The sequence below is a fragment of the Pantoea sp. sgz302252 genome (assembly GCF_047713085.1).
GTDB lineage: Bacteria > Pseudomonadota > Gammaproteobacteria > Enterobacterales > Enterobacteriaceae > Scandinavium.
Window position 1 is genome coordinate 13,671 of sequence record NZ_JBLFJW010000034.1, and the last position, 22,245, is coordinate 35,915.

General features: G+C 52.3%; 21 protein-coding genes and 1 other RNA gene. 5 read left to right on the forward strand and 17 right to left on the reverse strand.

Annotated features, from left to right (window positions below; genetic code table 11):
• Window position 1 precedes the first annotated feature (1 nt).
• The 7 genes from ACLW56_RS20715 to kbaZ all read right to left on the reverse strand — a co-directional run bounded on the left by ACLW56_RS20715 (window position 2) and on the right by kbaZ (window position 6,421).
• The gene (locus ACLW56_RS20715; protein WP_330985593.1) at window positions 2-1,165 is read right to left on the reverse strand and encodes an SIS domain-containing protein; all 1,164 of its coding nucleotides are present in this window, start codon (window positions 1,163-1,165) and stop codon (window positions 2-4) included.
• Between the two features lie 243 nt (window positions 1,166-1,408).
• The gene (nagA, locus tag ACLW56_RS20720; protein ID WP_330985594.1) at window positions 1,409-2,542 is read right to left on the reverse strand and encodes an N-acetylglucosamine-6-phosphate deacetylase; all 1,134 of its coding nucleotides are present in this window, start codon (window positions 2,540-2,542) and stop codon (window positions 1,409-1,411) included.
• Window positions 2,539-2,976, reverse strand: a complete 438-nt coding sequence (gene agaF / locus ACLW56_RS20725; protein WP_330985595.1) for a PTS galactosamine/N-acetylgalactosamine transporter subunit IIA — start codon at window positions 2,974-2,976, stop codon at window positions 2,539-2,541. Before agaF ends, nagA begins: the two co-directional genes overlap by 4 nt.
• A 15-nt stretch (window positions 2,977-2,991) precedes the next feature.
• Complete coding sequence (gene agaE, locus ACLW56_RS20730) at window positions 2,992-3,870, reverse strand: PTS N-acetylgalactosamine transporter subunit IID (protein ID WP_330985596.1); 879 nt, start codon at window positions 3,868-3,870, stop codon at window positions 2,992-2,994.
• Entirely contained in the window at window positions 3,860-4,642 is a 783-nt protein-coding gene (gene agaW, locus ACLW56_RS20735) for a PTS N-acetylgalactosamine transporter subunit IIC (protein ID WP_330985597.1), read from the reverse strand. The genes agaE and agaW overlap by 11 nt, the downstream gene beginning before the upstream one ends.
• Before the next feature lie 11 nt (window positions 4,643-4,653).
• Window positions 4,654-5,127, reverse strand: coding sequence for a PTS N-acetylgalactosamine transporter subunit IIB (gene agaV / locus ACLW56_RS20740; protein ID WP_330985598.1), 474 nt, complete (start codon window positions 5,125-5,127; stop codon window positions 4,654-4,656).
• Between the two features lie 4 nt (window positions 5,128-5,131).
• Window positions 5,132-6,421, reverse strand: coding sequence for a tagatose-bisphosphate aldolase subunit KbaZ (gene kbaZ / locus ACLW56_RS20745; RefSeq protein ID WP_330985599.1), 1,290 nt, complete (start codon window positions 6,419-6,421; stop codon window positions 5,132-5,134).
• Window positions 6,422-6,670: 249 nt separating this feature from the next.
• Here kbaZ and ACLW56_RS20750 point away from each other — a divergent pair, with 249 nt between their 5' ends.
• Window positions 6,671-7,480 carry a DeoR family transcriptional regulator gene (locus ACLW56_RS20750; RefSeq protein ID WP_330985600.1) on the forward strand — a complete coding sequence of 270 codons (810 nt, stop codon included), beginning with the start codon at window positions 6,671-6,673 and terminating at the stop codon, window positions 7,478-7,480.
• Window positions 7,481-7,804: 324 nt separating this feature from the next.
• The gene (gene agaR, locus ACLW56_RS20755; protein WP_330985601.1) at window positions 7,805-8,575 is read left to right on the forward strand and encodes a transcriptional repressor AgaR; all 771 of its coding nucleotides are present in this window, start codon (window positions 7,805-7,807) and stop codon (window positions 8,573-8,575) included.
• Window positions 8,576-8,779: 204 nt separating this feature from the next.
• On the opposite strand, the gene ACLW56_RS20760 is transcribed toward agaR, so the two are convergent.
• The 10 genes from ACLW56_RS20760 to ACLW56_RS20805 form a co-directional block, all read right to left on the reverse strand.
• Complete coding sequence (locus ACLW56_RS20760; RefSeq protein ID WP_330985602.1) at window positions 8,780-9,700, reverse strand: ROK family protein; 921 nt, start codon at window positions 9,698-9,700, stop codon at window positions 8,780-8,782.
• Window positions 9,701-9,718: 18 nt separating this feature from the next.
• On the reverse strand, window positions 9,719-10,975 hold the full coding sequence (locus tag ACLW56_RS20765; RefSeq protein WP_330985603.1) for a Gfo/Idh/MocA family oxidoreductase: 1,257 nt from the start codon (window positions 10,973-10,975) through the stop codon (window positions 9,719-9,721).
• A gap of 72 nt (window positions 10,976-11,047) precedes the next feature.
• The gene (locus ACLW56_RS20770) at window positions 11,048-12,160 is read right to left on the reverse strand and encodes a sn-glycerol-3-phosphate ABC transporter ATP-binding protein UgpC (RefSeq protein WP_330985604.1); all 1,113 of its coding nucleotides are present in this window, start codon (window positions 12,158-12,160) and stop codon (window positions 11,048-11,050) included.
• Between the two features lie 9 nt (window positions 12,161-12,169).
• On the reverse strand, window positions 12,170-12,994 hold the full coding sequence (locus ACLW56_RS20775; protein ID WP_330985605.1) for a carbohydrate ABC transporter permease: 825 nt from the start codon (window positions 12,992-12,994) through the stop codon (window positions 12,170-12,172).
• A 4-nt stretch (window positions 12,995-12,998) separates the two neighbouring features.
• A complete protein-coding gene (locus ACLW56_RS20780) occupies window positions 12,999-13,949 on the reverse strand; it encodes a sugar ABC transporter permease (protein ID WP_330985606.1) in 951 nt (316 codons plus the stop codon).
• 61 nt (window positions 13,950-14,010) lie between these two features.
• Complete coding sequence (locus ACLW56_RS20785) at window positions 14,011-15,258, reverse strand: sugar ABC transporter substrate-binding protein (protein ID WP_330985607.1); 1,248 nt, start codon at window positions 15,256-15,258, stop codon at window positions 14,011-14,013.
• Between the two features lie 371 nt (window positions 15,259-15,629).
• Window positions 15,630-16,442, reverse strand: coding sequence for an HPr family phosphocarrier protein (locus ACLW56_RS20790; RefSeq protein WP_330985608.1), 813 nt, complete (start codon window positions 16,440-16,442; stop codon window positions 15,630-15,632).
• A 10-nt stretch (window positions 16,443-16,452) separates the two neighbouring features.
• Window positions 16,453-17,865, reverse strand: coding sequence for a PTS fructose transporter subunit IIBC (locus ACLW56_RS20795; protein WP_330985609.1), 1,413 nt, complete (start codon window positions 17,863-17,865; stop codon window positions 16,453-16,455).
• Between the two features lie 10 nt (window positions 17,866-17,875).
• Window positions 17,876-18,790 (reverse strand): 1-phosphofructokinase, encoded by a 915-nt coding sequence (pfkB, locus tag ACLW56_RS20800; protein WP_330985610.1) that lies wholly within the window; start codon window positions 18,788-18,790, stop codon window positions 17,876-17,878.
• Between the two features lie 24 nt (window positions 18,791-18,814).
• Window positions 18,815-19,669 carry a tagatose bisphosphate family class II aldolase gene (locus ACLW56_RS20805; protein WP_330985611.1) on the reverse strand — a complete coding sequence of 285 codons (855 nt, stop codon included), beginning with the start codon at window positions 19,667-19,669 and terminating at the stop codon, window positions 18,815-18,817.
• A gap of 323 nt (window positions 19,670-19,992) precedes the next feature.
• Here ACLW56_RS20805 and ACLW56_RS20810 point away from each other — a divergent pair, with 323 nt between their 5' ends.
• The 3 genes from ACLW56_RS20810 to rnpB all read left to right on the forward strand — a co-directional run bounded on the left by ACLW56_RS20810 (window position 19,993) and on the right by rnpB (window position 22,228).
• Complete coding sequence (locus ACLW56_RS20810) at window positions 19,993-20,826, forward strand: DeoR/GlpR family DNA-binding transcription regulator (protein ID WP_330985612.1); 834 nt, start codon at window positions 19,993-19,995, stop codon at window positions 20,824-20,826.
• A gap of 10 nt (window positions 20,827-20,836) precedes the next feature.
• The gene (locus ACLW56_RS20815; RefSeq protein ID WP_330985613.1) at window positions 20,837-21,799 is read left to right on the forward strand and encodes a sugar kinase; all 963 of its coding nucleotides are present in this window, start codon (window positions 20,837-20,839) and stop codon (window positions 21,797-21,799) included.
• A gap of 54 nt (window positions 21,800-21,853) precedes the next feature.
• Window positions 21,854-22,228, forward strand: an RNA gene (gene rnpB, locus ACLW56_RS20820) — RNase P RNA component class A.
• Window positions 22,229-22,245: the final 17 nt, after the last annotated feature.

A 22,245-nucleotide genomic window follows, 5' to 3' on the forward strand; every position in this document is an offset into this window, starting at 1 on the left:
GTTATGCCTCCTCTGGCGTCCAGGGGTGAATCACGACGCCTTGTACCACTCGGTTGACAGTGCCGCTGGTGGAAGGGGAGTCAGGGGAGATTCCTGCTTTGAGCGATTCGGTCAGAGCAAAAATTTGTGCATACATCAGGAAGCAGAAAGCCTGTTCAACGTCGATAAAAGAGCGTGCGGCAGGCAGAATAATGTGAGGCCCGGAGGTGACTTCTTCGTCTGCGACGGCGGAGATTGCGACAATGCGCATCGCCTGTTTATCGCGGCGCAGTTCAGCCAGAAGATCGAGATCGTACTGGCGTGTATAAGGATGCGAAGAGATAAACACCACCACCAGCGTTTTGTCATTGACGAGGGATTTTGGACCATGACGGAACCCGGTAGCTGAATCATAAAATGCAGCCAGTTTTCCGGCGGTTAATTCCAGCACTTTAAGAGAGCACTCACGCGCCGCACCTTGCAGCCCACCACTGCCCAGGTAAACCACTCGTTGCCAGGCCTCATTGCCAAACACACCATCACTAAAGTCGCCTTGAGAGGCGATGATTTCCTCACAACGACGGGCGACATCTTCAAAGCTGTGACTGTTAATCACCTGCGGTGCGAACACGGCAAGACAGCTGGCCATCATGGTCGAAATGCTGCTGGTCATTGCAAAGCCGCGATCATGGGTTTGTGCAGGCATCAAAAGCGGCCATGCACGATCGTCGTTAACGGCGTTTTGATACAGCGCTCCGGCTTCGTTGCAAGTGATGATCAGGTGGTGGCATTGTTTGACGCATTGCGTTGCTAGCTCAACGGCCGCAACGCTTTCCGGGCTATTCCCAGAGCGAGCAAACGAGATAAGCAGAGTAGGCTGTGTCTCGTGCAGGTAGTCGGTTGGATTGGTGACCAGGTCGGTGGTTGGTACGGAGACAACGTTTTTCCCGGTGTGGCGGGAGAGCCACGGCGCAATAATATCGCCAATAAATGCCGATGTGCCTGCGCCTGTCAGTACGATCTTCAGCGCAGAATCTGCCAGCAGGGGCGAAAGGAATGCATCGAGTTTGGCACGCTGCTGTTCAATGTTTCTCAGTGATGCTCTCCAGCAATCAGGTTGCTGACGTATCTCTTTCTCAGTCCAGGTTTTTGTTCCGGTAGGGCACGCGGTCAAGGTTTCACTCATAACGTTATCCTTTTGCAATATACTCACTACAGAAAGCAGTTGTGTTTACTTTCTTTCGTTTTGTTTCTCTTTGCCGATATCAGTCGTTAACTGGACTCTATTAAAAAGAAAGCGAAAGGTCAATGTGATAATGGAAATAAAACGAAAAGCGTGAGCCAGAAAGAAAAAGGGAAATGTTGTATGTCGTATGAGATGAAAAGGAAAAGAAAGGAATAAAACGGCATGCTGAAGGATCAGGAAAGGTTAAAGGGGGAATGCCTGGCCGTTGATCCAGATTTGCTGCAGATGAAGATCGTGATCAAGCGCGATGAGGCTGGCACGTTTGCCTGGGGCAATCGAACCTAATGTTTCATCAATGCCCAGCATTTTTGCCGGATGCAGGGACGCCATATGAATGGCTTCCTCCACCGAGCAACCGGCCAGCTTCACCATATGACGAACAGCGGAATCCATTGACAATGTACTGCCAGCCAAACCGCCACTGGCGGTTCGTACAACGCCTTCGCGCATCTCTACGCCGTAACCGCAAATGTCATAGCGTCCATCTGGCATGCCGGCGGCACGCATAGCATCAGTGATGAGCAGGGTTCTGTCGCCCGCGCACTGACAGCATAACTTCATCACTGCTGGATGTACGTGGTGACCATCAGCAATCAGCTCCAGCCAGGCACGAGAGTCGGTTAACCCTGCACCAACCATGCCAGGCTCACGATGATGAAGACCTGTCATGCCGTTGAAGCAATGCACCAACCCGTCAGCGCCAGCATCCAGTGCGGCGGTCGTCTGTGCCCAGCTTGCGGCGCTATGCCCGAGCATCACTCGTACCTTTCGGGATTTCAAATGGCGTATCGCTGCCAGTGCATCGGTTTTTTCTGGGGCCAGTGCCACTACCCGTAATGTTTGCCGCGAGACTTCAATCAGCGAATCCAGTTCCGGCAGCGACAGTTCACGAAACAGTTCAGGGGGATGTGCCCCTTTGTTTTGGGGTGTGAACCAGGGGCCTTCCAGGTAGCTGCCCAGCACTTCCGCGCCGGGCCCGCCGTTTTCATAGCGAGCAGCGATGCGTCCCAGTGCTGCTTTGATCTCTTCGAGTGAGGCGGTGACGGTCGTCGGCAGCCAGGCACCCACACCTTCGCGAGCTTTATGTATTGCCAGCTTATCCAGCGCGTCCGGGTCGTCATCCATGACATCGACACCTGCACCGCCGTGAACGTGGGTATCGATCAGCGCAGGGCAGAGTAATTCTGCATCACGCCTGACGACGCCTGACGGCACAGGCTCAATGGCATGAATCAGCCCGTTTTCTATGCGAAGCTGGTGGTCCTCAAGCCAGCCCTGTTCCGTCAGCAAACGATGGGCACGTAGCACCTGAGTCATATACCTTCACCCACCTCACAGTTTTGTTCACGATCCCGGGCCAGTTCATCTACCAGAGAAGTCAGACCGCGATGCCCACACTCCAGCGCCTGCAGGCGAAACGCCTCTCCGCTAAGACCATCGCGCTCCAGGGCCATTTCTAAAAGCAATTGCAGATTGGTTCCGGTGATCACTTCGCAGCCTGGCGTTTGCATAGCCAGCGTGGATGCAACGCGGAATGGTGTCCCGCCAAGCAGGTCTGTCAGAAACACGATTTCCTCACATCCAGTCAAGGTCTGCATGGCCTCTGTCAGTTGCGTGGTCAGCAATGCAGTGGTGGAACTTTCTGGAAAATCGACGGCGATAAACTTTGGCTGTTCGCCAAGGATCTGTTTCATGGCTTGCGTCAGGCCACTGGCGAATCCGCCGTGGCCAGTAAGAATAATGCCTAACATTCTGTCCCCTTACGATCACAGGAAATGTGCGAATTTACCGACAATACCCAATACGACCGTCAGGCCGATCAGACGCAGCGGACTCCAGCCACGGCGAACCAACCAGTACATGGTCAGGGTGTAGACTAACGGCAAAAAGGCTGGCATGAGTTTGTCGATAACATCGCTTTGCAGCTTAACGACGGCGTCACCAGCGGTAATTTCAAGCGTGGTCGCGAGTCGTACGTAGGTTGCGACCAGCGCGCCAATGACCGTCATCCCTACGATGGATGCAGCATGGCCGACTTTTTGGGTGTTAGCCTTGATGAGTGGAATGGCTGATACCCCCATCCGATAAGCATAGTGAGCCAGACCAAAACGCAGGCCCAGATGCACCACGTTAAACATGACCAGAAAAACCACGGCACCCAGAACAGAACCTTGCAGGGCGAGGCTTGCACCAATGCCACCGCAAATGGGCAGTAGCGTTAGCCAGAACATGGCATCACCAATACCACCCAGTGGTGCACCCACCGCGATTTTTGTACTCTGAATGCTATTGACGTCCTGCTTGGAACGTTCCATCGCCAGGATGATGCCGATGACAAACGTGACGAGGAAGGGATGAGTATTGAAGAATCCCATATGGCCCTTCATCGCTCGGGCCAGATCGCGTTTGTTGGTGTGGATCTTTTTTAGCGCGGGCAGCAGACCGTAAAGCCAGCCGGAAGCCTGCATACGTTCATAGTTAAACGAGGCCTGCAACAGCATGGAACGCCACGCGACACGGTTGATATCTTTTTTGGTGAGCTCCGCGCCGAGCTGCTGATCCTCATAGATGTTTTCGTTAACGCCGGTGAGGCGTGTCTGCTCGCCCTCTGCGGCCGGTGGCAGTGTTGTTTGATTAGATGCCATCTTCGAATTCCTCTTTTTGCGGAGCCTGATTAGCCGCGGGTTGCGGATCTTTACGGAGCAGATCGATGAGCGCCATGGCTAACGCTGCGGCGGCAATAGCCAATACCGGGAGCTTCAGCCAGGCTGCGGCCACGAATCCAATAATGAAATAAGGGATGTAGACGTTTTTCATCATGATTTTCAGCAGCACGGCAAAGCCGATGGCTGGCATGATGCCACCTGCTACGCCCAGACCATCAATCAGCCGTGCTGGCAGTACGTCGATGGCCGTTTTCGCATGTTCCGCGCCGAAGTAGATTGGCAGGAAGGCGCAGAGAAAATAGAACGTCCCAAGGGCTAACAATGCGAGATAGTTCACCCGTTCAATGCCGTTAGTATCCGCGTTAGCCGCCATACGGTCGCAGCGCGACATCACACCTGACATGACTGAGAACAGGAAGGTAATGCCCATTTGTACCGCCACGGCAAACGGAACGGCCACACCGACGGCAACATTTGGCTTCACGCCAGTGGTGATAGCAAATGCCGTACCGACAATGGTGCCGATGATCACGTTAGGTGGCTGAGCGCCGGCCAGTGGGGCCAGACCCATCCAGACCAGTTCCAGGGTTCCCCCGGTGAGAATACCGGTGTGCAGATCGCCCAGAATCAGGCCGACTAGCGGACCCAGTACCACCGGGCGGTGCATATGGGTCAGGCCGTTAAACATATCCAGGCCCGCGATAAAGGCGAGAATGCCCAGTGCGGCTGCCTGCAACAAACTGATTTCCATCGCTATCTCCTTCAGAGAAGTTTAAACAGATCCTGAGCGGGTTCTGTTGGCACGCCCTGGACAAAGCAGGAAACACCCGCGTTTTTCAGGGCGCGGAATGCCGCAATATCACCAGCATCAATGGAGACTGTTTTGGCAATCTGCTGCTTACCGTCGGCGTAGTGCATATTGCCGACATTGATTCGGGTAACGGGAACGCCGCCTTCGACCAGTTTCAGGAAGTCTGCTGGTGTCTTACAAACCAGCAGGATTTTTTGGCGATCGGCCGCGCGGTGAATGTTGTCGATAACCTTCTGCAGCGACCAGAAACGTACGGCGATACCTTCCGCCAGGACCATTTCCATCAGATTTTGCTGGACCGGGTCTTCCGCGACTTCATCATTCGCGACAAGTACCAGGTTGGCGCCAGCAAATCCTACCCACTGAACGCCGACCTGCCCGTGAATTAAACGTTCATCAATACGGCTTAAGACAATATTTGGCATAACGTCATCCTTCATTTTTACCCTGACAGGCGGCGTGATACTGACGTATCACATCCTGAATATGGTCGATGATTAAGGCTTGCGGTGTGGCGGCAAGTTGGCCTTCTCGCACACGCGTGTACTGAATGGGCAAATATTGGCTGATAAGCGGAAGAGGCAATTCCTCATCCGCCAGGTTGCGTACGAGGTGCGCTAATGCTTCATCTATTTCTTTGTCCGGCCAGTAATAACGCACTCGATCTGAGTAGCTATATCCGCGAGCGAGACGGCGGGCATGACTGTCGCCGTGGTAGTGACTCTGCCAATAACCGGGTTTATCAAGCATAACGTTTTCAAGCACTTCACGCAGTCTGGAACAGGCACGGGCGGGCACCAGCTCTTCTTCCATACTCGCCAGCGCAAAGAGGGCTTCACGCAGGGCGAAGGTTAATGCCGGGCCGACCTTTAAGATGGCAAAGTGATCGAGGACCAAACGCTTCAGTGCTTGCGGTGTCTGGTAGTCAGTGGAGTGTGCTTCGTAGATTAAGGTATCGAAGTCTTCAACCATCCTGCTGAGTGCAATAGCTTTTTCCGGAAGATAATCGATGACATGGGTATGATCGAATTCGACACCCGGTTGGACAACCAGGCCGATAATACGCGACCAGATATTGCTTAACCCTTGTTCTTCGAAGGCACTAAAGTGCGCTCGCAACGTGGCTTGTGCAGCCTGTGGCGTGGTGACTTCAAGTGTGTTGAGGGTTTCATGAGCCCCGCCGGGTACCGGTACTTCGGTGCCAATGACATACACCAAATCGCAAACACCGAACGTTTCTAAGCTGGTTGCTTCAGCGATTTTTGCCAGGCGAGCAGCGCGTGCGGCAACAATCTCATCGGTCAGCGGCGTGAGGTCATCAGCGCAGGACATACTGCAGTCGAGGTGTATTTTTTTAAACCCGGCGGCAACATAGCTTTGAATCAACGTCTCTGCATGTTCCATTGCTTCTTCGGCAGGGGCTGTCTGCCAACGGTTTGGCCCCAGATGATCGCCTCCTAGTATGAGCTGCTCTTCCGGGTAGCCGAGTTTTGCCGCTAATCCCACGACGAAATGACGAAAATCTTTTGGGGTCATGCCCGTATAGCCGCCGAACTGGTCGACCTGGTTTGAGGTCGCCTCAATCAGCAAAGGCGTGCCGTGATCGCGTGCGAAGCGGATAGCGGCTTCTAGCACCTGAGGATGTGCGGAACAGATCGAATAAATTCCATTTCCGGCACCTTGCTTATGAAGGCCAACCAGGTCAGTTAAATGTTTCACTTTCCTCTCCACTATTGATGAATTGGATAATTATCTTTCGTTTTGTTTTCATTGATACTGCATTAAGCGTTTCCAAAAATAAAACGAAAGGTTCTGGCCGTGCGATCTGTTTCACAAAAGAAACGCAACGAAAGCAAGTGGCTCGGGATTACGGTATCTACACGCCGGTTCAGACTTGCATTCTGTTAAAGGAAAGGCGTTAATAGATAAAACGAAATGAAACGAAAGAATTAAGGTAAGGACCATCTTATGAAAAGTGCTGAGATCGCTGCCGATAAGCGTGTGCCCGGTACCAGTGAAAGGCGAGAGCAGATTATCCAGCGGCTGCGTCAACAGGGTAGCGTGCAGGTTAATGACCTTGCGGCCGACTTTAATGTGTCGACGGTCACTATCCGTAATGACCTGGCGTTTCTGGAGAAACAGGGTATTGCGGTGCGGGCTTATGGTGGAGCACTGATTTGTGACAGCCATATGCCCTCAACGGAACCTTCCGTTGAGGATAAAAGCACGCTCAATATTGCTCTTAAACGCAGTATCGCGCGAGCAGCAGCAGACCTGATTCAGCCAGGTCAAAGGGTCATTCTTGACTCAGGGACCACAACGTACGAGATCGCGCGACTGATGCGCCACCATACTGATGTTATTGCTATGACAAATGGCATGAACGTCGCCAATGCGCTACTGGAAGCCGAAGGGGTTGAGCTGTTGATGACCGGCGGACATCTTCGTCGCCAGTCACAGTCGTTTTATGGCGATCAGGCAGAGCAGTCGTTGCAAAATTATCATTTTGATACGCTGTTTCTCGGGGTGGACGCCATTGATCTTGAGCGTGGTGTCAGCACTCACAACGAAGATGAGGCTCGTCTCAATCGCAAAATGTGTGAAGTCGCAGAACGAATCATTGTCGTGACAGACTCCAGCAAATTTAACCGTTCGAGCCTGCACAAGATAGTTGATACTCCGAGGATCCATATGATCATTGTTGATGAGGGCATTCCTGAAGAGTATCTGGAAGGGCTGCGCAAACTCGGCGTTGAGGTTGTGCTGGTGAATCAATAGTGAACGAAATGTAAAAAATGTGATGGCCTTCAACATCTGCAACAAACCCGCTTAACGCGGGTTTTTTTATCTGCGACTTTCGATCTTCTTGCTCGAACCCCTAATGGAGGTGGCCGATGCTAACCTTATTTCTTTCATTTTTTCGTTTTTGCTCTTTCGGTTTGTACAAACCGAAAGAATGTTGACGGTTTAAACGCAACAGGCAGGGTGCTGGTGTGTTCACAAATTCACCAAATGGCTTCTGATGTAATATATTCGAAAGATAACGAAAGCGTTTTAACGCTAAAAAGAGAAGCTTTTTGCAACTGTTATGGAGCGTAAGCAATGTTAGATAGCGTAAAACGTCGCGAGCAGATTATCGATTTGCTGTGCGATCAGGGGAGTGTGCGGGTTGAGCCGCTCAGTGCCCGTTTTGGCGTTTCCAGCGTGACGATCCGCAACGATTTGCGCTATCTGGAGCAGAGAGGTTGCGCAATGCGTTCTTACGGTGGTGCGGTGCTGAATCATCATTTTGCCTTTGATCGCCCACTGCAGGATAAAGATCGGTTAAACCGCGACGTTAAATCGCAGATTGCGGAAAAAGCGGCCAGTTTCGTTAAAGATGGAGACACGCTAATCCTCGATTCAGGTTCTACGACGACGCTCATTCCCGCTTATCTCAAAAATCGCCGCGATCTGGTGGTGATGACTAACGCCCTCAACATCGCCTGGGAGTTGGCTAATTTTGAGCGTATGGATGTGATGTTGCTGGGAGGGAATGTCCGTCAGAGTGTCTTCTCACTGTATGGGCCGTCGGCCGAACATCAACTTCGGCAATACCGTTTTGATAAGCTTTTCCTGGGGGTAGATGGTTTCTGCCTTGACGCCGGGATCACCACGCCGCACCCGGGTGAGGCACATCTTAATCGGGTGATGTGTCAGGTCGCGCAGGAGATAACGGTTGTTGCTGATTCCAGTAAGTTCGGCCGTAAGAGCTTCTGTATGATTCGCGAGGTTGAGGAGATCCATCGGGTGATAACCGACACGGGGATCCCGGATCACTATCGGCAGGCATTGGACAAAATGGGCGTAGAGGTGGTACTCGCTGATGAGTAATGCAGCAGAAGAACAGGGGAAGCAAGGGCTTCCCCTGAGACTGATGACAAACCTCTAACGAGTGCAGTTTTGTCATTAGCGACCGAACAAAAAATAAGGAAAATCAATTCATTGATTTTCGGCTGCTCACCACAAAGAAGGAAAAACCACGCTTTTTCCTTCTTTGTCAGCAATCTGAGGGGAAGCAAGGGCTTCCCTGTTCCTCTAGCTTTGCAGCGCATATTGCTCTGCTTGCAACAGGGCTGCTCCGCGAACGCCGCTGCTGGCACCGTGTACTGCAGGCAAGATTTTGGCGGGCTCCAGACCTGGGAATAAATAGCGTTTCATCGCCTGTGGGAGTAAGGCGTAGATCGCTTCTACATTTGAAACACCGCCCCCCAGCACGAAGGCGTCGACATCCAGAATCAGCTGCAGTTGTGCAAGTGTTCCCCCGAGCATATCCACCCACGCCGTAATGGTGGCCATCGCCTGCGGCTCCTGCTGCTGATAGCCTTCCCACAACGCATCCATAGTGACTGTTTTACCGCTAAAGTGGCGGTGCAACCCGAGCAAGCCTGGACCTGAGAGGTAGCGCTCCACGCAGCCACTCAGACCGCAACCGCAGGCAAGCTCAGGCAATTGATAGCGCCGGGAAAATTGTGCAGCGAGAGGCAAATGACCGAACTCACAGGCCATGCGATTACGACCCCGATAGAGCTGACCATCGATAACCAATCCGCCGCCGAGCCCGGTGCCAATGATCGCCCCAAAAATGCGTGGGTACTGGCGAGCCTGTTGAGTGTGGGCCTCAGAAAGTGCGAAGCAGCAGCAATCGTTATCCACCGCAATCGGTCGACTCACTCTATCGATGAGATCGTCGACGATACGGCGTCCGGTCAGGCACGGGACGTTTGAAGACAACAGTTCGCCAGTTTGCCTGTCCATCAGTCCAGGCATACCAATGCCTATTTTTCCTTCTTCACCTGTCGCCCAATCGGCTGTATCGATAAGGGAAGAGAAAGTGGACAAAAAAAGCTCGTAGTCCTGAACGGGTGTGGCGACGCGCTTGCGCCAACGAATCTGCATTTCGTCATCAAAGGCAACGATTTCCGTTTTAGTGCCACCAATATCAATGCCGTAAAACATGCCGCGTCTCCTCAGGTGTTACAAATCAATCAGTCTGTTTTCCTTGCGCGAACGCTCGGCAGCAAACACCATCAGATGGCTCTCCAGCGCTTCATCCGGACCGGAAAGGATCAAGCTCTGGTCACCTGCCATGACCGCATGAATGAATTTATCCATCAGATAATAGTCTCCGCCACCGTGACCCCCCATCTGCGTTTGCGTCCCGTCCGGAATGTCATCAATGGTGTGTACTGTTTCGTGGTCCGTCAGAAAATCGAACACACGGATAGTTTTGCCATTGCCCTCAAGGTAGCCGCGGGTGCCAAACAGGCGCGTCTGGCGATCTTCCATTTTAGTGAAGGCCGTCATTGTGAAAGTCACCGTTTGCTGATGAGCAAAGCGGAAATTAACGACCTGGTGATCGACGACATCGTTATCGCAGCGGTAAACACAGCGGCCATAAGGGCCGTCACGAAGGGCCTGGCGAACGTTCTCTTCCGTTGGATTTGCGGTCAATACCCGGCGGAAATGCGGGGTGCATTTAGGGTCGTCGCCAAGATAGATTTTGCAGGCGGACCAGGGGCAGGTCGCTTCAACCTGGCAGTCAAGACAGCGATCGGCAGCCCCTTTTGGCTGATTTTCCGCAACAAAGTGGCTGAGGCTGCCGTAGGAACTGACCTGACTGCAGCTATCTCCCATGATGTAGCGGATCCAGTCGAGATCGTGACAGGACTTTTGCAGCAGCATAAATGACGATTGCGCCTCATTCCGCCAGTTACCTCGTACGAAGGAGTGTGCCTGATGCCAGTAACCAACCGGTTCCAGATGCTGCATGCTGAGGATGTCGCCGATAACACCTTCATTCAGTAACGATTTCAACTTTTGGGTATAGCGGGTATAGCGCAGCACATGCGCGACGACCAGCAGAACATGATTGCGTTTCACCGCATCGATGATGGCTTCGCAATCTTCCGGTGTCGGAGCGAGCGGCTTCTCAAGAAGGATGTGGTAACCGAGTTCAGCAAAAGCAAGCGCAGGGGCTTTGTGCATTGAGTCCTGCGTACAGATAAGCACAACGTCGGCCATACGTGGACGCGAAGCAGCCTCATGCCAGTCAGTAAACACGTTGTCACCGGCAATCTGATGCTGCTCGACAAACTGTTGACGATAGTTGTCACGAGGCTCGGCTACCGCCACAACCTGCATTCTGTCTGGATGTTCCAACGCATAGCGGGAATAGATTTCACCGCGAGCACCCGCGCCAATGACCAGTACCGTGACTTTCTTTGCACACATAAAACCTCCCAAATAGCGCCCCATCGGCGAGTGTGGCTGCGGGCACGCTGAGTTAACTCTGTTATTTATTCATCAACGAAGGGCCAAATTTTCTTCATCCGCCTTTCCAAACAGGTAAGCGGCATTGAGATTGAATTTGACGCGAATGTGCTCGCCGGGTTGAGGAGCCCAGTCGACAGTGGCGTTCACGCGTAAAATCATGCGCAGTTCGCCGATATCGAAATGCAACAAATCTTCATTGCCCATGCGTTCAACATTAGCGATTCGGACTGATTGAGCTTCAGGATCGCCCTCGCGGGCGAGCGAAATCGCCTCTGGGCGAATGCCAAACCAGACCTGATCATCACGGTAGTCTTCCAGTTGCGAAAGCAACACAGGTGGCAAAGACAGTGAAGTTTGGGCTCCGAATGTGATGCCGCTGTGGTGGTTAACCAGCGACACAAGGTGAAGATTCATGGCCGGATTACCAATAAACCCGGCGACAAACTTGTTCTTCGGCTGGTGGTAGATTTTCCCCGGGGTGTCGACTTGCATGATCTGACCATTGTTGAGCACACAGATGCGGTCGCCCATGGTCATGGCCTCAATCTGATCGTGTGTGACATAAATCATGGTGGCGCTAACACCCTCATCACGTAGCTGTCGATGCAACTCAGTCAGACGTACGCGCATTGAGACACGCAATTTGGCATCGAGGTTTGAAAGCGGTTCATCGAATAAAAAAACCTCTGGCTTGCGAACGATCGCGCGACCCACAGCCACTCGTTGGCACTGTCCGCCGGAGAGTTGGCCGGGTTTTTTGTTAAGCAGATTCTCGATTTCCAGCTTATGTGCGGCTTCTCTTACTCGCCTGTCGATTTCTTTGTCATTCATTTTCCCGAGCAGGCTAAAGGCCATATTTTTATAAATTGTCATGTGGGGATAGAGTGCGTAATTCTGGAAAACCATGGCGACACCGCGCTCTTTGGGCAGCAAATCATTGACGTGGCGTTCACCAATGGTGATGTGCCCGTCGGTGATATCTTCAAGCCCGGCAACCATTCGAAGCAGCGTGGATTTCGCGCATCCGGAAGGGCCGACGAAGACCATAAATTCACCGTCCTGGATGTCGAGGTTAATTCCCTGAATAGCCCGAAACCCGTTGGGATAAACTTTGCTCACAGACGTAAATTTTATCGCTGACATAAAAACCTCTTACCCTTTAATTCCGGCACCGGCGATCCCGCGGATGAAGTAGCGTTGGAAGAAGATATAAAGCAAAAGCATGGGAATAATGGCGAGTAAGGCACCTGCCATCAGCATCGGATACTCCACGCCTGAACGACCAGAGAGCGAGGCCAGACCGACGGGCAGCGTCATCTTGCTCATCGAGGTGTTCACGATGAGCGGCCACATCAGGTTATTCCAGCTCCACAAGCCATTGATTATCACGCAGGCGATAATGCCGGGTTTAATCAGCGGTAACATGATTTTGAAGAAGATGGTCAGAGGGGTATACCCATCCATAATCGCCGCTTCCTCAAGTTCTTTGGGCACCGACATAAAAAACTGACGCAGCAGGAATGCGCTGTAGATGCTGAATAAACCAGGTAACACCAGACCGGGAATTGAGTTAAGTAATCCAAATTTCTCGATAGTTAAAAACTGCGGGATCAGGAAGATTTGCCCCGGCACCATCAGAATGGAAATGCAGATCATAAAGATGGCATCACGCCCCTTAAAACGCAGGCGTGAAAAGCCATACGCCGCCATGGCTGCAATGAGTGTCTGAAGCACCACGATAAGCAGCGTAGAAATGATCGAGTTGAAATAGAAACTAAGAAAGGGCATTTCGTGCAGGACTTTGCCGTAAGCCTGAAATCCAGGATGCTCTGGTAAAACGACGGGCGGAACGGCAATACTCTCGGCCTGCGTTTTTAACGACGTAATGATCATCCAGATGAACGGCACAATCGTTAACAATGTGGCGAGGATCATTAAGCCGTAGATCATCCATTTTTCGCGTTTGCTCATAAACATAGTGTCACCCCTGGTGCGCCTTCAGCCGTTTGCCAATCCAGATTTGCAGCAGCGTCAGGATCATCGTCAGCAGGAAAATCACCACCGCGATGGCTGAGGCATACCCTTTCTCGTGATAGATAAAGGCATATTTATAAAAGAGATAGGCAATGGTCATGGTCTGATCGTCAACCATTGAGGCACTGCCAAAGAGCAGATACACCACGTCGAAAATTTGCAGCGTTTCGATGAATGCAATCACCAAAACGAAAAACAACGTAGGGATCATCAGAGGCAATGTTATTGACCAAAAGCAGCGCAGTTTGCCAATGCCATCGAGAGAGGCTGCCTCGTAGATGTGTTTTGGTATCCCTTGCAACCCGGCAAGAAGGATGATCATTTTTAGGGCGATGGCAGACCAAATAATGACGACGGAAGCGCTAAGACGGACGACATCCGGATCAGATAACCAGCCAACGGCAGGTAAGTTAAAGAATCCCAGAAGTTGGTTCAGCAGGCCGAAATTTCGATTCATCAGCCACTGCCAGACCATCGCAATTGCAGCTGGCATGGTGACCGCGGGTAAAAATAACAGGGTGCGAAATAACCACTGACCGCGAATAGCCTGATTCAGGCCAATGGCCAGCAGCAAGGAAAAAAAGGTAATTAGCGGAACACAGATAGCAACATAAATTAACGTATTGCCGACCGCAGAAAGAAACTCACTATCGGTCCATAAATTAATATAGTTATCAAGGCTAATGGTATTCCAGATCTGAAATTCACCGAGATCGGTAAAACTATAAAATACGTTTTGAATAAACGGAATAAAATAGAAGACGGTCAATCCGGCAATGAGTGGCAGGATCATCACCCATCCCCAGAAACGCTCTTCTTTTTCCATTCGACTCATGGGTTTTTTCTTTACCTGAGGCGCAGGAAATAGTGAGCGGCTAGTGTCGTCTGAATAACTCATATTTACTCCAGCACAGCGGGGGGATCTATTCAATAAAGGGGAGCAGAACTCCCCACGGAGATTATTTTTTCATTTCCCGTTCCATGCGTTGGGCGACGCCTGGCATGACAGTTTGTGGGTCTGCCCCCATCCACACTTTTTTCAGGCCATCATTAAAGATACTGCTCCACTTCGCTGTGTTTGATCCCGCTGTTGGATATTTGTGTGAGAACGTCAGCGAATCAACGTAGGCGGAAACATCCAGTGGTTTAAAGGCGACAGCCCAGTCTTTCGCCACTTTTTGGTTGGCAGGAATCACCACTTTTCCATTCGCCAGAGTCTGTTGAGCATGCTCCGAGCTCATAAAGGCGATGAATTTCCACGCCGCGTCTTTGTGTGCGCTTTTTGATGACATTGCGAAGGCCAGGCTGTGAGAAACGCCCGCTTCACGTGCCATTTTCGGCATCGGGACGACGCCAATATGATCTTTAATCAGCTCATTTTGTGAGAAAGGCAACGCCCACCAGGAGCCGGCATACACCATGGCGACTTTGTCAGACTGGAAGGCATCGGCGGCTTCTGTCTCCCCCGGTGGCTGGATTAATCCCTCCTTCAACATTTCCTGTACCTGGCGGTAAACCCCAACAGCCTTGCCGTTGGCGACATCGGTTTTTCCTCCCGGCAACACAATGTCATCGCCTGCTTGCAACAGCAGGTTAAAATAGCTGTCCTGACCACTGCTTAGCTCCATTGCCAGTGGGTAGGATTGCTTATCCAGTCCTTTGCGAAGTTGCTCGCTTTTTTGCTTAAGCGTATCCCAGCTCCAGCCTTTTTCTGGATAAGACACACCTGCTTTATCGAAAAGGGATTTGTTATACCAGACGGCGATGGCATCAATATCACGTGGAATGGCATACTGTGCCGATTGATACTGGTAGGCGTTAACGGCGCTTTTGACAAAATCATCAAGCTGTGGCGCACCTGATGTTTTTAAATAAGGGCTCAACGATTCGAGCATACCGTTTTTTACATATTGCTGGAAGTTCGGCATATTCATCCAGAATACATCGGGTGCAACATTTCCGCCGACTGCTGAACTTAATTTAATAAAATACTGATCGTAAGGGGTGAGTTCAGCTTCAATTTTAATGCTTGGGTTTTCTTTTTCAAACTCATTAATTAATTGCTGTTCACCAGGGAGCTGGTTGCGATCCCATAAAGTGTAGCGAATCGTCACAGGAGCCTCTGTGGCATTGACGATGACCGGCATGGAAAATAAACAGGCAACGAATCCGGCGACAAGCGTGGTGTTATTTTTAAAAGAATACATAACTTCCCTCGGTTCTGAAGGTGGATGAGGTAAATTACAGGCGCATCTGGATAATCATTGTCGGGATGAGGAAAGTCAATCGAGTGAAAATTCGCCCATTATCGCTTTAAAACACCTTCGACTTTCGGTGTGTTTCTGTTGATTCAAATCGAAAGCCTTATGTTCGAAAGCAGGGAGTGTAAACGCAATAGATTGATTGAGTTAGGTCATAAAAATCGCCAGAAAGCGAAAAGCGACAGACATAATAAAAAACATTCGATTGTGTGAACACTATCATCGTTTTGTCTGATTATTTTTTGCCGGTCCTGAACCCGGCAGATAAAAAAATCGCCCCGGCAATCCGCGGGGCGAAGGCAGTAAATGGAAGGCAATCAGTTGAACAACCGGGAGAACCAGGAACGTTTGCTGGCGGTGTGGGAAGCGTCGATACGCTGAGGCTGGGCGGCCATTTCGCCAAGCCCGCACTCGAACGCTTCGCCAATCGCCTCCAGGGCCGCTCGCGCTTCTTTGCCTTTCACCATGAAATGCAATCGGTGGCCCTGCTTAGCGCCCAGAGAGACCACTCGCATCAGATTGCGGGCATCAACGATAGCGGAGTGAGTGTCCAGATTTTCAACGCGAATGTCAGCCTGCCATTGCTTCACTGTTTTCACTAACACGGCACCTGGTCGGGCGTGCAGCCCATGAGGATTGCGAAGGGTAAACGTTGCTTCCTCATCGAAATCCGGGCGGGCCTGCTCTTCCGTGGCCGCATGGTGATAATCGCCTGACAGCACATCCAGCACTTCCTGAGTCGAAGTGGCACGTGCCAGCGCGGCGGGAACATTGTCATCGCCTAACGCATGCGTTAGCTGGCGCAGAATCGACAGATGCTCATTGTCCTGCGCGGCAATACCCACAATCAGCCGCGCGGTTTGCCCTTCCCCCCAGTCCACACCCTGCGGGCAAACCAGTACGCTGACGCCGGTTTTCAGTACGGCATCGCGGCTTTGCGTCGTGCCATGAGGAATGGCAATCCCATTGCCGAGGAAGGTGCTTATTTGGGCCTCACGCTCCTCCATGCCTTTGAGATAGCTGCTGCGCGCCAGGCCGGCCTGTTCCAGCGCCGCCGCTACGGCGTAAAGTGCTTCTGCTTTGGTGTCAATCTCGCGGTTAAACTGAATATCATCCTGAGTTAGCTTCATCGTCTGCCCCTTATTTTACGGCTCCGGCCAGTTCGATTCGGGCCTGGCTGCGCTTCTGCCATAGACGCCAGACGCCCAGCATCACCGCTCCACAGGCTGAACCTGTCAGAATACACAGCACCCACGCCAACGGTTTACTCACCAGTGGCAGGATCAAGAAACCGCCATGTGGGGCTGGCACCTGGATATGCAGGCTGTAGCTCAGAACGGCTGAAACAGAAGAGGCGATCATCATCATCGGGATCACTCGCAGGGGATCTTTCGCCGCGAAGGGAATGGCGCCTTCAGTAATGTGAGTGCAGCCGAGGATGTAGTTCACTATCCCCGCGGCACGTTCTTCTTCGCTGAAGCCTTTCGGGAAGAAGGTCGTGGCGAGAGCGATAACCAGCGGCGGGGTAATGCAGGCAGCAGAGACGCCAGCCATGAAGAAGTAGTTACCCTGTCCAAGTAAAAGCGTGCCGGTGACATAGGCCGCTTTATTCACCGGGCCGCCAAAGTCAAAGGAACACATGGCTCCCACAACGATGCCAAGAAGAATAGGGTTGGCCTGCTGCAGGGAAGATAGCCAGCTCATCATGGCATTGTTTATCGCCGCGACTGGCTGGCCGAGCAGTGTCATCAGCACGCCAATCACCAGCACACCGAGAAGCGGCATAATGAAGATTGACTTAAGGCCTTCATACTGGCGCGGCAAGCCATCCAGCATATTGCGAACCAGCAGCATGAAGTAACCCGCGGCAAAACCTGCGATGATCCCCCCGAGGAACCCAGCGCCGGTTGCGTTTGCCAGCAGCCCGCCGACAAACCCGGCCACCATTCCTGGCCGCCCTGAAATGGAATAGGCAATATAGGCGGTAAAGACCGGCACCATAATGGAGAAAGCCTGTTGCCCAACTTTCATCAGCGTGGCGGCAATCACGTTGTACTGCGGCGAATTTGGATCCGCTGAGAAAATCCCCCACAGGAAGGAGAGAGCAATCAGGATGCCGCCTGCCACCACGAAAGGCAGCATGTTGGATACGCCGCTCATCAGATGTTTGTACACCTGGCGGCCAAAAGAAGGGCGAGCGTCAGTCTCGGTGCTGGTGTCCTGCTTGTGGTTGCCATGGCGAACAGGTGCCTGACCGGCCATGACCTTATTGATAAGATCGGCCGGATGATGAATGGCCTCTTTCACCGGAACTTCAAGCACCGGCAAGCCGTTAAAGCGATCAGCATTAACGTCTTTATCTGCCGCAATGATCACGCCAAAAATATCAGCCAAATCATCCTGGGTGATGACATTCTCCACCCCGGACGCGCCGTTGGTTTCGACTTTTATCTCTACATTGAGCTTTTTCGCGGCGCTCTTCAGGGCTTCTTCAGCCATAAAGGTGTGCGCGATACCGGTAGGGCATCCGGTCACTGCGAGGATTTTTTTCATAATCGGACCTTTATAATGTGACTACCTGAGTCTGTGTGCGTAGTTGTTCTAATCGATTGAATTGACCAAGCCCCGCCGAGGCAGCAACATCTGCCCCCGTGGCGCTGGCGAGCGTTAAAGCATCATTCACCTTGCCCCCCGCGAGCCAGACGCTGAGAAACGCAGCCAGAGCGGCGTCACCGGCACAGGCGGAACTGACAAGCTGAATGTCGGGGGCGGCACAAAACCACCGCGTTGTGCCATCAGAAAAGACCATTCCCCTTGCGCCAAGCGTCAGCAAAACATGGCGGGCACCAAGCTGATGCAAAGTGGCCACGGCCGTTTTAATTTGCTCTGGCGTGTCTGCCTGAAGACCGAAAATCTCAAACAGCTCATCCTCATTGGGTTTGATCAACAGGGGCTGAAACTCCAGCAGTTGGCGAAGCGAAGCGTGGCTAATATCCAGAATGACTTCGCAGCCTTTTTGCGAACAAAGAGCCAAAATTTCAGTGTAAAAAAGGCTCTCAAGCCCGGGGGGCAAACTGCCGCTGATAACTAAATGGTCGCCAGCCTGCACGCTCTGGAGATGATGCAAAATCTTCTGTTTACTCTCGTCATCAATCCATGTGCCTGGATTAACCAGCTTGTACTCCTGCTGCCCATCGTGGATGAACACGTTGATGCGGGTAGGGTCTGCAACCCATGTCGGGGTGATGCCAATCCTGCGCTTACGAATTTCCTCCACGATGTAACGCCCGGTGAAGCCGCCAAAGATCCCAAAAATATGGCTCGGGGTGTCGAAGTGGTTCAGAACCAACGAGACATTCACCCCTTTTCCGTTCGGGCAATACTCCGTGTGCTGGGTGCGATTCACTTTTCCAGGCTGCAGCGGGGCGCTGAAAATATTCATATCCACAGCGGTGTTTAATGTCAGTGTGTAGATCACGACTTCACTCCTTCCCTGCGGGGCTTAAAGCTGTCCTTCACATCCACAGACATGGATAACCTTCTGCACAACTTCCTTCATGGCGGCCTTCGCTGGCGGCATGTAATGACGAGGATCGTTGGCCTTAGGATTATCCTGCAGATAGTGTTTCAGTGCGTCGGAGAAGGCGATTTTTAGCTCGGTGGCGACGTTCACTTTGCACACGCCAAGGGAAATAGCCCTACGAATATCGGATTCAGGCAGCCCGGATGCACCGTGTAGCACCAGAGGAACATTGACGCGTTCACGAATCGCGGCAAGGCGTTCAAAATCCAGCTTTGGATCGTGGTGATACAAACCGTGTGCGGTGCCGATAGCGACGGCCAGCGAATCAATTCCGGTGCGCAGAACAAACTCCCGTGCCTGTTCCGGATGGGTATACAGCGCATCTTTCTCATCGACGACCAGATCGTCTTCCACACCGCCAAGCCGGCCCAGTTCGGCTTCAACGCTGGCATCGTAGCGGTGGCTGAGTTCCACAACTTGTCTCACTAACTCGACGTTCTCTTCAAAAGGCGCATGTGAACCGTCGATCATCACCGAGCGAATGCCGGCCTGGACCTTCTGACGAATGTCGTCGAGCACTTCGTGGTGATCCAGATGCACCGCCAGCGGAAGATCCCACTGTTTTGCAAGATCGCGTGCGATAGCGACGACGTTACCGGTTCCCGCATAGCTGTAGGTGCCTGGCGTGCCAGCAAGAATAAGCGGCGAACGCATTTCTGCCGCCGTTTCTACGACAACCTGCATCGTTTCCAGATTGTGAATATTGAACGCGGGCACGGCGTAGCCGCCTTTCTGGGCTTTCAGCAGCATGTTCTTACTGGAGATGATGTACATTTTTGACTCCTTAACTTTCAAAGTTAAAATTAAAACCAAATAATGGTCTTCATTTTGAAAGTAATTTAATGATCATTTCGGGATCAAGCTGTGATCGTCAGCACATAACAACGAAAGAACTTTGTGTTTGAAAGTTAAAACATCTTGATAGGTTTCATTTTTAAACGTACAGTTTGTCAGGATAAGGAAATAACATTCTGATTAAAGACGATTTTTATCTATCGAGCGCACAGAGGTAGAAGGCGGTTTGACAGGGGCGCGCTGAAATTTCAAAATGAAAGTTATTTTTACGCTCGCGACCATTAGGTAAAAGGGTCCTTATTGTGGCAAAACCATCAACCAGCCTGCTAAAGAGGCGTTTAGACATCGCGGAGATCGTTCGTAAGAACGGTGAAATTAAAGTCGACGATTTGGCTGAGATGCTCGCGGTCTCCGGGGTTACGATTCGCAACGATCTTAACTATCTGGAACAGCAGGGGTATTTGAAGCGTTCCTTTGGGGGGGCGATTTACACCGCCCAGCAGGGCGCGCTCACCGCCTCCGCGCAGGAGAAGCCGTCTGCTTCCCTGGATAAAGCGCTGGAAAATGAAATTGCCCGCCAGCTTGCCGCCTTAATCGTAGGAAGTGAGACGCTGTTTCTGGGCGAAGGCCCGATACTGCGCAAGGTGATCCCGTTTCTGGCCGATCGCGGAGAGTGCTGCCTTCTGCTCAACGATTTGCACCACGTCGCTTTTGCAAAAGAGTTTCTGACCGGGGAAACGGTGCTGCTGGGCGGGGTGTTATCCGCTTCCGGTAACACGACGGAAGGTGCGCCAGCCTTAAAAGCGCTGCGTCACCACCCGTTGGATCGAGTGTTGATGGCGATCGACCATATTGCGGAAGACGGCACCCTGAGCGTAAGAAGCGAGTCTCAGGCAGAGTTGCTGGCAGAGGCCGCAGAGAATGGCTCTCATGTGATAGCTGCCATCCCTCAGCGCCCGATTTATGGCGAAATGCGCTTTGCCGTAGGGCATTTACAGCAACTCGCGGGGGTTGTCACGCCGCAGGTGGTTGCGGCCGAATATCACACTCATCTGCAGGCTGCGGGTATGACCAACAGCTACACCAACAACGAGTGTTTGACCTGGATTAACCCTGCTTTGCCTGGCGCAAAGTGAAGGAGTGGAGATGAACGTCACCATTTGCACGATTGGCGAACTGCTGGTCGAATTTCTGGCAAAAGAAGCTAACCAGGGTTTTTCCCGTCCCGGGGAGTTTTGGGGGCCGTATCCTAGCGGTGCGCCCGCTATTTTTGCCGATCAGGTTGCGCAACTTGGTTTCGGCTCCATTTTGTTCAGTTGCGTAGGCAACGATGCATTCGGGGAAATGAATATCGCCCGGCTCGCCAACGACGGCGTCAACGTGAAGGGTATTTCGGTGCTGAGCAAAGCGACGACAGGCAGTGCGTTTGTCAGCTATCGCAGCCAGGCGCAACGGGATTTCATCTTCAATATGCCTAACAGCGCCTGCGGGCAGCTGACCGCCGATCATATTGATGAGGCGCTGCTAAACACCTGCAATCATTTCCACATTATGGGCTCGTCACTGTTCTCGTTCAGGATGGTCGATGCCATGCGCAAAGCCATTGAGAATATAAAGTCGCGCGGCGGCACCGTATCGTTTGATCCTAATATTCGCAAAGAAATGCTGAACATTCCGGAGATGTCGCAGGCTTTCGAGTACATCCTCGACTACACGGATATTTTTCTGCCCAGTGACGGCGAGCTTGATTATTTCGGCCTGAACGCCGGGCATCACGAGCAAAAGCTGATTGATAAACTGCTTCGCCGTGGGGTGGGGCAGGTCGTGGTTAAACGGGGCGTGCGTGGCGCAAGCTACTACAGCGAAAAAGAAGAGCATCATGCGGCGGGCTATCCGGTTACGGTTGTGGACCCAACGGGGGCGGGGGATTGTTTTGGCGCGACTTTTGTTTCGCTTTTCCTCGCGGGTTATGCCCCGCAGGATGCGTTGAGATGGGCCAATGCCAGCGGCTCTCTGGCGATATCCCAGCGTGGCCCGATGGAAGGCACATCGACACTGGCTGAAATCGAGGCTTTTATGCGAAAGCAGGGCGATACGGCTTGCGATTAACCAACTGCGGGCCCAAGGGTGACAAAGCCCTGCGAACCCTCTATACTGCGCGCCGAAGCTGACCAGACAGTCGCCGCTGCGTCGTCGTCCTTTCGGGGAGACGGGCGCAGGGGAGGAAAGTCCGGGCTCCATAGGGCAGGGTGCCAGGTAACGCCTGGGGGGGAAACCCACGACCAGTGCAACAGAGAGCAAACCGCCGATGGCCCACGCAAGTGGGATCAGGTAAGGGTGAAAGGGTGCGGTAAGAGCGCACCGCGCGGCTGGTAACAGTCCGTGGCACGGTAAACTCCACCCGGAGCAAGGCCAAATAGGGGTTCACATGGTACGGCCCGTACTGAACCCGGGTAGGCTGCTTGAGCCAGTGAGCGATTGCTGGCCTAGATGAATGACTGTCCACGACAGAACCCGGCTTATCGGTCAGCTTCACTCATTAAGGAAACCCCGTC